The following is a 12,404-nucleotide window of genomic DNA, read 5'->3' on the forward strand; positions in this document are numbered from 1 at the left end:
TTAAACCAAAAAATAGAATATTTTAGATGATATAATGAATATATATGATAAAAGGATGGTGTCAAAATGAAGTTTGAAAATTTTATATGGGATTTTGATGGAACTCTTTTTAATACATATCCAGCAACTCTTGATGCTTTTGAAATCACTTTGAAGGACTTTGGAGTTTTTGAATATTCAAGAGATGAAATTTATGATGATACAAGAAAGACTATAACTTTTGCTTTAGAGAATCTTATAAAAAAGTACGATTTAAATAGAATTTTTGTTGATAAATTTTGGGAAAATGCAAATAAAGTTCATCCGAAATATAATGTGCCTTTTGAGAACGCTATTATCTGTTGTAAAAAAATAAAGGATAATAATTTAAATAATTTCATAATAACTCATAGAGACAAAAGATCTACGCATGAAATATTGAGGTATTATGGGGTATTTGATTTATTTAAAGAAATAATCACTGAAGAAAATGGTTTTGAAAATAAACCTAATCCAGAGAGCTTTCTATATGTTATAGATAAATATGATTTAATTTTGTCTAAGACTTTGTGTATAGGAGATAGAGAACTTGATATAAAAGCTGGTAAGAATAGTAATATAAAAACTTGTTTTATGAATTTTGATAATTCTGATAATTTATTGGAAGCTGATTTTGTTTTTAATAGTTTTAATGAATTTATTAATAAGTTTATTTAGTATTCCTATGTATAAGAATATTATACTACAAAAAAATAATGAATCAAAATAATGATAAAAATACCTCCAAAATAATTTGGAGGTATTTTTTTTCAAGTATTTTTAATTATGAATCCAAGAAGAATTGAATTTAATTCTTTATATTTTTCAAATATTGCTACATGTCCACAATCAGGAATTGTAATATATTCTGAATTTGATATATTATCAGAAATTATTTTAGAGAATTTTTTAGGTTTTAATATATCTTCTTCTCCACATATTATAAGTGATGGACATTTTATTTTTGATAGTTCTTTTGTCATTTCAACATCATTTAAGAATGTATTATATAGTTCTATCTGACCTTCGAAATAATCTTTTGATATTTTTTCTAATGCTTCTGCTCTTTTATCAAGAATTTTTAAATTATTTTTTATAAAAGTATTGCTATAAATAGAAGGCATCATACCATAAAAGAAATCTTTTCCATTTTTATTAGCTGCTAATTTTTTCCAACCTTCTAAAAAATATTTTAAAGTTTCATCTAATTCACTTACTGAATCTATTATAGATATACTTTTGACATATTGGGGATAGTCTATTGCAAATCTTAAAGCTACTTCTCCACCATAAGAAGTTCCTATTATGTGAACTTTTTTTATGTCTAATTCGTCCATTAATAGTTTTGATTCATAAGCATGTTCTTTGAATGAATAAGGTCCTTTAGGTTTTTCAGATTTTAATTGACCTTTAAAATCATGTAATAAAATTTTGTAATTCATTTTTTCAAAAATAGGTATTTGATAGTTCCAACTATTTGTTGAAGCCATTACTCCATTAAAAAAAACTATTGTTTCTTTACTTTCAAGATTTCCTTTTAATTCATAATATAAATCAATTCCATTGATATTTTTTATCATAGAATCCCCCTTATATTAAATTGTAATTATTTCATAAATTTATTTATTAAGTCGCAGAACTCTGACATTGTTTCAAAAAATAAAGCATGACCAGTATCTTTTAGTTCTATATATTCAGAATTTTTCATTTTAGAATGCATATCTTTTATATTTTCTGGTGGAGTTATTATATCTTTTTCTCCTGCTATTAATAATATTTTATGATCTATTAAATGAATTTTATTTTTAATATTAAAAGTTTCATTAGAAGAAGCAAGGCGAGTAAAAGATTCAAACCAACTTTTAGTTAAAGAATCTTTAAACATTTTTCTTCTGTTCATTAACCATTCCATATTTTCATTATAGAATTTGGGTGAATATATATAAGGTAAAGATATATCAAAAAATTTTTCTCCATCATTTAAAGAAGCTGCAACTTTCCAAGCATTTCCAATAGAAGATAAATAATTATCTACATGATCTGTTGAATTTGGAAGGATCATTTTTTCTATTCTATTAGGATATTTTAATGCAAATAATTGAGCTACTTGTGAACCATAAGAAACACCAAGTATATTTACTTTTTGTATTTGCAGATGGTCGAGTAATATCTTTAAGTCTTCTACATGAATATCGATATCATAAGTATTGTTTAATTTTGATGATTTACCTTGATCTCTCATATCATATCTAATTATTTTTAAATCTTTATCAAATTTTGGAATTAATTCATTCCAACTTGCAGTACTCATCATTATTCCATTTAAAAATATTAAAGGAGTTCCATCTTTGTTTCCATCAATTTCATAGTATATCCCTGGATTTTCTAAAAACATATGAATCACCTCTCATTTAGTCTTTTATATTTTATCACTTTTAAGATATATTGTTAAATATCAATTTTAATAGTTTTAAGTATTTATAAATAAATATTTATGTTTAAAAGATTAAACCTCGAGCTTATTTAATAACTATATTATATAATACTTGAACGAAAGAGTTATTTTCATATAGAGAAAATAACTCTTGGTGAGCTATAAATACCAAGAGTTAGTCTTGAGTTGTATTTTGTTTTCATTTTTTGATATATTTAGAGTTTCAATTTTATAATTTATTTTTTCTATATTGTTTTTTAAGTTATCTATATCTGAGTTGAATAAATCTATATTTTGATCGAGTCCTATTTTTAAGTTTACGTTTTTTTCTACAATGAATAGGTTTATATCTACTACTCCGAAAGTTTTTGTGGGTAATATTAATCTTAATTTACCATAATCTTTGTTTTGACTATAATTTGTGTCATTCTTTACTTTATTATATGAAAAGTATACAGGATAATTCATTATGTTAAATAAAAAATAATTGTTTTCATTATTAGTTTTTATATTTTCTAAGTTTTTATATGCTGATATTGCTTTTTCTAAATTTTTTGATATTAAAGTGCTTTCTGATTTATTATTTAATAATTCATTGGAGTTTTGTTTTATGACTTTTTCTGAATTTTGTTGAATTTCATCAGATTTATGAAATATTAATTTTAAATTATTTTTTAATATATTTTGTTGATCATTTTTTAATGGAATGTTTTGTTCTTTATTTGTTAAAATAAATTTTATAGTGTTTTTTATAGTTTGATTTGCATTTTGATTTTTTATTAATTGTTTTTGATTAGTTTCGGTATTTTGATTTATATTTTTAAAGTTATTTGTATTTTGGTTTTTTATTTGATTTGGTTTTAAAGTTTTTTGAGGATTTGATAGCAATATTTGTTGGTTTTTATTTATATTTGTATTTGTAGATAAATTTTCTTTTAGAGTTTGTTTAGGGATTTTTATATTTAAATTTTCTTTTGATAATGGAAGTAATAATTTTTTTAATGTTTTATTTTTTATGTTTTCAAAATTGTTTTCGTTTGTCGAAATGTTTTTTTCTGAATTTGTTATTATTGTATTTTTCAATAATGATATTAAATCTTTTTTTGAAATATTTTGTAAGATATTTTTAAATTGGTTTATTGAAATGGATTTTGTTTGATTATTTTTATTTACTTCAACATTTATATTTTTTAATATATTATTCGTTTTTTGCTCTGTTATATTTTGAGTATTTAACTTATTTTTATTTATGTTTGTATTTGTTTGATTATTTTTATTTTGAATATTTTGATTTGTTTTATTTGTATTATTACTGATGAATTTATTTTGATTTTTTATATCATTTTTTTGTAGAGTATTAGAATTGCTATTTTGTATTTTTGATTCATTTGTTTTTTTATTTAAATTGTTTTGTTTTGATAATAATTCTTTTTTTTCTGGATTTAATATTGTTTTTTGTTTTTGATTATTTAAATTGTTTTGATCAGATTGGATATTTTTTTGTGCTTCATTATTTTTATTTTGAAGATTAATATTGCTATTAGTATTATTTTTGTTTTGAGTATTGTTGTTATTTTTAGTGTCATTTTCTTTCATATTGTTTTCTTTTTGTATATAATTTGATATCATTTTTCCCAAATTTTTTGCAAAAGTTATAGGATCTGGATAGGTTATTTTGTTTTGTTTAAATACTTTTGAAAAATCATCCATGATTTTTATGAGGAAATTTTTTATATTATTTTTTGTATTATCAGACATATTTTCTTTTATGTTTTCTGGTATTTCATTGTTTAAAGTTTTTATGAAATCTGAAATCCAATGAAGTATTTTATTTTGGTCTGAAAATTTTATTTGTGATAAATCAAATTCAATAGGTATTTTTTGTCCAAGTTCAAGATTCATTAGCAATTTACCATTAAATAATTCTCCCAATTCTTTTGTTAAGATTGCATCTATATTGTTGGAGCTATTTTTATCGAGTACAAGGTTTATGAACTGGCCTTCTTTTAAGCTAATGTTATTTAAATTGTTTAGTAATATTAATTTTCCTTTTAAATCTACTATTGCTGTATCTTTATTGGCAAATATAACTTTCCCAATATTTTTTTCTTGGTTATTCGTATTTAAATATTTTTTTAGCATATTATCTATATTTTTAAGATTTATACTTATATTCATGTTTTAACTCCTTATTTTATAGTCATTATATTATCGTCTTTTATATTTTGATTTGTAATTATATATTATTTTATTATATAATACTTATAAGAAAAAAATTTTTTTAGGAGAGAATTTTATGATAAAAACTTATATTAAGGGTATATTTAATACTTTGTCTGAAAAAGAGAAAGAAATTGCAAATTTTATATTGAATAACTCTGAAGAGATATTAAATTGTACTATTTCAGAGTTTGCCAAGAAAGCTAAAACCAGTGATTCAACTGTTTATAGGTTTATTAGAAAAATAGGTTTTTTGGGTTATCATGATTTTAAATTATCTTTAGTAAAAGAGTTATCTTCCGAAGTCCCTGACTCAGTTTCAAATGATTTGCCAGAGGAACTTGTTAGTGTTATTAATAAAAATATTCATCTTATAGATGAGACTTTATCTATTATAGATTATAAAAAATTAATGGAAACTGTAGATAAAATTTCCATTGCTGATAGGTTGTTCTTTGTTGGGGTTGGTAGTTCAGCTTTTATTTGTGACTATGCATCAAAAAAATTTAATGTTCTTGGTAAAACAGCAATTTATTATTCTGACTTACATACTTTTAATTCATTAATTCCAATAATTAATGAAGATGATCTTGTTATATTTATAAGTCATACTGGAGTTACTAAAGATGTTGTATCACTTGCAAAAGCTGTTCATGATTATAATGTTACTACTATTTCTATAAGTTCAGGAATTGAATCTGATTTGGCAAAAAATACAGATATACTTTTGAGTACTTCTTTTGCTAAGGATGATTCTAAAATTGAATTCTTGAGTTCAAGAATAAGTGAATTTATGGTAATTGAAATATTAATTAATTCTTATTATAATAAAATAGAGAGAAATTCTCCAAAAGAACTTGAAAAAATTCTTTCTAAAATAAATGCAAAAAGGTTTTTATGAATTAATATAAAAAACTTAATCGTTTTTAAAAAATAACATGTTATTAAAATAAAATTAAAGTAACGATTGTATAATTAATTCAAAGCATGCAAATTCCCCTAACCCCCAATATAGTATAAATTATACTTCCCGGCTAAAGCCGGGATTTTTTATTCTTCATCATCAAAAAGTCCAAGTTTTAAAGATTTTTCAATAGATTTATATCTTTTTATTTTTGAAGTGATTATTTTATCTTCATTTACAATCTTTTCTTTTAGCATCATATACCTTACTTTTTCAGGTTCTGTAAAATACCAATTGTTTTTTGCTGAAAATTCTGGAACATTTACTTTGAATTTTGTTCCTATAACAGCTCTTGATTCTATTTTTTCAATAGCTTTTATTTTTTTAAAATATGATATGGCATTATGAGTTCTACCAACTGAAATATTTAAATTTTTTGCTATTTCTCTAACAGATGTATGAAATACTGTATAATTTTTGCCTATTCCATAACTTAAATTGTATAAGTATAAATATACTTTAGCAAATGATGAAGGAGTTAAATTTAATATATACATCATTACTTTTTCAGGGATTTGAATAAAAGGTCTTACAGGTCTGTAATCTGGTTCTAAATTATCTTTATTCATTTTTCCACTCTTCTTTAGTTATCACTGTTCCATTAATTAATTCAAATGATGTTTCTTTTAGGTTTTCTTTAAATGTAGCTTTTAATTGTATTTTGTTATTACAATTACTTCCTATATATTCTTTTTCTATTTTGAATCCTCCGTTTTCATAGTCTCTTAATAAATCATATGAAAGTCTTAGATGACTTATAAATTTTTCATCACATTTATTACATTTGAAATATAAAATTAAAGCATCTTTTTCTCTATAAAAATTTTTTTTAGTTTTGTTTTTTTTGAAGAAATTAAACATTTTATTTCTCTCCCTTTATTTTTAAATTATTATTTATTCTATTGTATATTTTATCATAAAAAATACAATAGCTTAGATTTGATATTATTTTTGAATTATTTAATAATACTTGAACGATATTTATTTTTTCATATTAAAAAAATAATTTTGAGAATATGAAAGAACATTCGTATATAGTATAATAATATTGAGGTGATAATATGATAGATTTTATTGTAAAAAGAGGGTACCCAACACCTGGGGCTACTGTTGATTCTGAAGGCGTTAATTTTTCTATTTTTACAAGAAATGGGACTAAGGTTACATTAGAATTGTATGAGAATTTTTATGATGAAGAGCCAATTTTTAAATATGATTTACAAAAAATTAAAAATAAAACTGGTGATGTATGGCATATTTATGTTAAAGGTGCAAAACATAATATGTTTTATGGTTGGAGAATAGATGGTGTTTATGATCCTGAAAGTGGACATAGATTTAATTATAATAAGTTACTTATAGATCCTTATGCAAGAGCTATTTCATCTACTTTAGATTTTAGTGATGATTATATTTATGGATATTCTAAAGATTCAAAATATAAAGATTTATCTTTTTCTAAAAAGAATTCTGCTATTTCTAATTGTAAAAGTATTATCATCGATGAATCTATTTATGATTGGGGAGAAGATAGAAAACCAGATATAAAAATGAGAGATACTATAATTTATGAAATGCATGTAAGATTGTTTACTATTAATGCAAATTCTGAGGTTGATAATAGGGGAACTTTTGATGGTATTATTCAAAAACTCAAACATCTCAAAGAACTTGGGATTACATCTATAGAACTTATGCCTGTTTTTGAATTTAGTCCTAATTCTAATACAAATATTAATCCACTTAATGGGGAAGCACTTAAAGATATTTGGGGCTATAATCCTTTAAGTTTTTTTGCGGTTTCTGGTAATTATTCTTATGGTGTTAAACTTGGAGAACAAGTTTTTCAATTTAAAGATTTTGTTAAAATATTGCATAAAAATAATTTTGAGATTATTTTAGATGTTGTTTATAATCATACAGGTGAGGGAAGCGAACTCGGACCTACTTTATCTTTTAGAGGTGTAGACAATTCTATTTATTATATATTAGATAATAATAGAAGATTTTATGCAAATTATTCTGGTACTGGAAATACTTTGAATTGCTCACATTCTGTTGTTAAACAAATGATATTAGATTCTTTAAGATATTGGGTTACAGAAATGCATGTTGATGGTTTTAGATTTGATCTTGCAGCTATACTTGGAAGAGATTCTAAAGGTAATTGGATTGGAGATTTATCTTTGTTAAAAGATATAGCAGATGATCCTATTTTATCTGGAACTAAGCTTATAGCTGAGGGATGGGATGCTGCTGGAGGATATTATGTTGGAGAATTTCCAACTGGTTGGGCAGAATGGAATGGAAAGTTTAGAGATACTGTTAGACGTTTTGTTAGAGGAGATAATGGTCAGGTTGGAGATTTGGCAACAAGAATAGCTGGTAGTCCAGACTTATTTCAAAAATCTGGTAGACATCCATGGAGTTCTGTAAATTTTATAACTGCTCATGATGGGTTTACTTTATGGGATCTTGTTTCTTATAATAGAAAACATAATCATATGAATGGTGAAAATAATATGGATGGTGCTAATGATAATTATTCTTATAATCATGGTGTTGAAGGTTATACAGATGATTTAAATATTATTTCTTTGAGAAAACAACAGATTAAAAATTTTATAGTTATTCTTATGCTTTCTCAAGGAGTTCCTATGATTTTAATGGGAGATGAATTTTGTAGAACTCAATATGGTAATAATAATACATATTGTCAAGATAATAATATAAGTTGGGTAGATTGGTCTTTTAAAGATAAAAATTATGATATTTTTGATTTTTATAGAAAAATGATAAAATTTAGAAAAAATTATAGTTCTTTAAGAAGAAAACATTTTTTTACGGGAAAAGATTTGAAAGGTGATGGTTTTGCAGATATTACTTGGCATGGAATTGAACCTTATAAACCAGATTTTGGTTTTTATTCACATTCTTTAGCTTTTATGATAAATGGTGAAGAATATATTTCAAAAGATGGTAATATTAATGATGATATATATGTTGCTCTTAATTCTTATAATGAGCCTTTAAAATTTACTTTGCCAAGATTAAATAATAAAAATTGGTATTTGATTGTAGATACTTCAAGATCTCATCCGAATGATTTTTTAGTTTCTCCGGAATACATTGAGAATGATTACACATTACAACCCAATAGTTCTGTTATAATGATAGGTAAGTAAATATTTTATTAAAGGGGGATAATAAATGTTAAGTGATATTGAAATTGCAAAAAATGCTAAATTAAAAAATATCTATGAAATATCTGAAAGGTTAGAGATACCTGATGATTATATTAATCCTTATGGAAAGAATATAGCAAAGATCTCACATCAGTATTATGATAAGATAAAAGATAAAAAAGATGGCAAATTAATATTAGTTACAGCAATTACCCCTACTCCAGCTGGAGAAGGTAAAACTACCACAAGTATAGGCTTAACAATGGGATTAAATAAAATAAACAAAAAGTCTATAGTTACTCTAAGGGAACCTTCTCTTGGGCCAGTAATGGGTATAAAAGGTGGAGCTGCTGGAGGAGGATTTGCACAAGTCTTACCTATGGAAGATATAAACTTACATTTTACGGGAGATATACATGCTATTACAACTGCTCATAATTTGATATCAGCAGTACTAGATGCACATATAAAATTTGATAATGAACTTGGAATAGATCCAACAGAAGTATTTTGGAAAAGAGCAATGGATATGAATGATAGATCTTTAAGAGAGATAATAATAGGTACGGGTGGAAAAGCCAATGGAGTTCCAAGAGAAGATGGTTTTATAATAACTGCAGCATCGGAAATAATGGCTGTACTATGTTTATCGAGAAATATAGAAGAATTAAAAGAAAAATTATCTAAAATAGTAATAGCAAGAGGATATGATAAAAAGCCAATAACAGTTGGAGATTTAAAAATAGAAGGTGCTCTCGCATTAATTTTAAAAGATGCGATAAATCCTAATTTAGTACAAACAATAGAAAATACACCTGCCATAATACATGGAGGTCCGTTTGCAAATATTGCACATGGTACAAATTCCATAATAGCAACCAAGATGGGTCTTAAAATGTCAGATTATGTAGTTACAGAAGGTGGATTTGGAGCTGATTTAGGGGCTGAGAAATATCTTGATTTTGTAGCACAAAATTATAATTTGAAACCTTCTACTATAGTTATAGTAGCTACGATAAGAGCTTTAAAATATCATGGTGGAATGAAATTAAATGAATTGAAAAATGAGTCATTAGAAAATCTAAAAAAAGGTATAGAAAATCTTGGAGTTCATATAGAAAATATGAAAAAATTTAATATACCAGTAGTTGTAGCAATTAATAAATTTTATAGTGATACAGATAGTGAAATTGAATTTGTAAAAAATTATGCTGAAGATAAAGATGTTTTTGTTTCTGTAAATGAATCATTTGAAAAGGGATCAGAAGGAGCTGTGGATCTTGCACAGAAAGTTGTAAATTCCTGTAATAAAAACAATGAAGAAAAGATGACGTTTGTATACCAAAATACTGATGAATTGGAAGTTAAAATAGAAAAAATAGCTAGAGAAATTTATAGAGCTGGAAATGTAGAGTTTTCTATTAATGCAAGAAAAAAGATAAAATTTTTAAAAAAATATGGATATGATAAACTTCCTGTAATCATTGCAAAAACACAATCTTCTATTTCTGATGATAAGAGCAAGTTAGGAGCACCGAAAGGATATGAATTTACTGTAAGAGATTTTGAACTTTCTGCTGGTGCTGGATTTGTTGTTGCTTTAGCTGGGGATATAATGCGTATGCCAGGACTCTCAAAAGTTCCAAATGCTGTTAATCTCAATATAGATAATTCTGGTAATATAGAAGGGTTATCTTAAGGAGGAATTGATTTGATAATTAAAATAGATAAAGTTTTAGAAAAATTAGAAGATGAAATAGATATTATTAAATCTAAACTCATTAAAACACCAAAAATGATATCTATATCTGATAATTTAACTTCAGCTACAAGATCTTATTTGAAAAGCCAAAAAAAGATAGCAAATAAGTATGGAATAGATTTTTCTGTTATAGAAACAGATGATATAGTCAAAGATTTGAATAAATATAATAATGATAAAAATATAGATGGAATATTTGTATCAAGACCTTTAAAAAATAAGAATTATCAAGAGATAGATATAGCAAGATTATTGAATCCTAACAAAGATATAGAAGGATTGAGTGTTTATAATATGGGAGAAATGGTTTATGAAAACGAATATTTTGTTCCTTGTACAGCAGAATCTGCTATAAAGATATTAGAGAATTGTATGGATTTAGAAGGTAAAAATATAGTAGTTATTGGAAGATCTATTAATGTAGGAAAAGCAGCAGCTATAATGCTTGAAAGAAAGAATAGAAGTGCTACTGTGACAATAACAAATTCAAGGACTAAGAATTTAAAAGAATTGACAATGAAAGCTGATGCGGTTATTGTTGCTATAGGAAAAGCAGAATATTTAACTAAAGATTTTATAAAAGAAGGTACATATATAATAGATGTTGGAATAAATTTTAAAAATGGAAAGCTTTTTGGAGATGTTTCAAAAGATCTGTATGATAAAAATTATTATATAACACCTGTACCTGGAGGAGTTGGAACTATAACTTCAACTATATTAATGAGAAATGTCTTTAGAGCTGCTATAAAGAATATTAAACAATAATTAATTTTAAGGGGGAAATATCATGGAAAAATACATAGATTATTCTATTGATAAGATTATAGAGCTTTGTAAAACTCCAAGTCCTACTGGATTTACAAAAAAAGCTATAAAAAAATTGGAAAAAATATTTAAAGAAATAGGATATGAATATAATATTACAAATAAAGGGTCTTTAATAGTAGATCTTGGTGGGGAAGGAAATGCAGTAGCTTTTGCAGCACATATTGATACATTAGGTGCAATGGTGAGAAGTATTAAAGATAATGGGAGAATAAGGCTTACACGTTTAGGAGGATTCCCTTTAAATTTTGTTGAAACTGAAAATTGTATAATTCATACAAGAGATTTAAAAGAATACAGCGGAACTATTCAAGTTATTCATCCAGCTGTTCATGTTTATTCAGATGCAGGATCTATGAAAAGAGAAGAACAAAACATGGAATTAATTATAGATGAAAAAGTATTTAATAAAGAAGATGTGCAAAAGTTAGGAATTCAAACCGGAGACTTTGTATCATTTGATTCAAGAAGTGTTTATACAGAATCTGGTTTTATAAAAAGTCGTCACTTGGATGATAAAGCATCTGCTGGTATTCTTATAGGAATTGCAAAATATATAAAAGAAAATAATATAAAATTGAATAGAAAAGTTTATATTATTTTTACAACATATGAAGAAGTTGGGCATGGTGGTTCATTTGTTCCGGCTGATATTAAAGAAATGATATCAGTTGATATGGGGGCTGTGGGAGAAGATCTTGAAACTAATGAATTTAAAGTATCTATATGTTCTAAAGATTCTGGCGGACCTTATGATTATGAAGTTACTACAGATTTGATAAATATAGCAAAAAAACTTGATTTAAATTATGCAATAGATGTATATCCATATTATGGTTCTGATGTTGAAGCTACTTTGAGAGCAGGATATGATATAAAACATGCATTAATAGGACCTGGAGTATTTGCTTCTCATGGTTATGAAAGAACTCATAAAGAAGGAATAGAAAATACTTTTAAATTGATTTTAGATTATATAAGCAAATAATGAGA

Annotated in this window: 11 protein-coding genes; 6 read left to right on the forward strand and 5 right to left on the reverse strand. The window is 24.9% G+C overall.

Annotation, left to right across the window (positions count from 1 at the left end; all coding sequences use genetic code 11):
* Positions 1–66 precede the first annotated feature (66 nt).
* Entirely contained in the window at positions 67–696 is a 630-nt protein-coding gene (locus tag C7380_RS09285) for an HAD-IA family hydrolase (RefSeq protein WP_109605231.1), read from the forward strand.
* Positions 697–788: 92 nt separating this feature from the next.
* On the opposite strand, the gene C7380_RS09290 is transcribed toward C7380_RS09285, so the two are convergent.
* The 3 genes from C7380_RS09290 to C7380_RS09300 form a co-directional block, all read right to left on the reverse strand.
* Positions 789–1,598, reverse strand: coding sequence for an alpha/beta fold hydrolase (locus tag C7380_RS09290; protein ID WP_109605232.1), 810 nt, complete (start codon positions 1,596–1,598; stop codon positions 789–791).
* Between the two features lie 26 nt (positions 1,599–1,624).
* Positions 1,625–2,413: an alpha/beta fold hydrolase gene (locus C7380_RS09295; protein ID WP_109605233.1), complete on the reverse strand. Its 789-nt coding sequence runs from the start codon at positions 2,411–2,413 to the stop codon at positions 1,625–1,627.
* A gap of 198 nt (positions 2,414–2,611) precedes the next feature.
* On the reverse strand, positions 2,612–4,630 hold the full coding sequence (locus C7380_RS09300; protein ID WP_109605234.1) for a hypothetical protein: 2,019 nt from the start codon (positions 4,628–4,630) through the stop codon (positions 2,612–2,614).
* 118 nt (positions 4,631–4,748) lie between these two features.
* Here C7380_RS09300 and C7380_RS09305 point away from each other — a divergent pair, with 118 nt between their 5' ends.
* Positions 4,749–5,573: a MurR/RpiR family transcriptional regulator gene (locus C7380_RS09305; RefSeq protein WP_109605235.1), complete on the forward strand. Its 825-nt coding sequence runs from the start codon at positions 4,749–4,751 to the stop codon at positions 5,571–5,573.
* Positions 5,574–5,722: 149 nt separating this feature from the next.
* On the opposite strand, the gene C7380_RS09310 is transcribed toward C7380_RS09305, so the two are convergent.
* Positions 5,723–6,205, reverse strand: coding sequence for a hypothetical protein (locus tag C7380_RS09310; protein WP_109605236.1), 483 nt, complete (start codon positions 6,203–6,205; stop codon positions 5,723–5,725).
* On the reverse strand, positions 6,198–6,497 hold the full coding sequence (locus tag C7380_RS09315; RefSeq protein ID WP_109605237.1) for a hypothetical protein: 300 nt from the start codon (positions 6,495–6,497) through the stop codon (positions 6,198–6,200). Before C7380_RS09315 ends, C7380_RS09310 begins: the two co-directional genes overlap by 8 nt.
* A 200-nt stretch (positions 6,498–6,697) precedes the next feature.
* Here C7380_RS09315 and glgX point away from each other — a divergent pair, with 200 nt between their 5' ends.
* The 4 genes from glgX to C7380_RS09335 are packed head-to-tail and all read left to right on the forward strand — an operon-like array spanning position 6,698 to position 12,399.
* On the forward strand, positions 6,698–8,821 hold the full coding sequence (gene glgX, locus C7380_RS09320) for a glycogen debranching protein GlgX (RefSeq protein WP_109605238.1): 2,124 nt from the start codon (positions 6,698–6,700) through the stop codon (positions 8,819–8,821).
* Between the two features lie 25 nt (positions 8,822–8,846).
* A complete protein-coding gene (locus C7380_RS09325; protein WP_109605239.1) occupies positions 8,847–10,520 on the forward strand; it encodes a formate--tetrahydrofolate ligase in 1,674 nt (557 codons plus the stop codon).
* A gap of 12 nt (positions 10,521–10,532) precedes the next feature.
* Positions 10,533–11,351, forward strand: coding sequence for a bifunctional 5,10-methylenetetrahydrofolate dehydrogenase/5,10-methenyltetrahydrofolate cyclohydrolase (locus C7380_RS09330; protein WP_109605240.1), 819 nt, complete (start codon positions 10,533–10,535; stop codon positions 11,349–11,351).
* A 22-nt stretch (positions 11,352–11,373) separates the two neighbouring features.
* Positions 11,374–12,399 (forward strand): M42 family metallopeptidase, encoded by a 1,026-nt coding sequence (locus C7380_RS09335; protein ID WP_109605241.1) that lies wholly within the window; start codon positions 11,374–11,376, stop codon positions 12,397–12,399.
* Positions 12,400–12,404: the final 5 nt, after the last annotated feature.

The sequence above is a fragment of the Oceanotoga teriensis genome (assembly GCF_003148465.1).
GTDB lineage: Bacteria > Thermotogota > Thermotogae > Petrotogales > Petrotogaceae > Oceanotoga > Oceanotoga teriensis.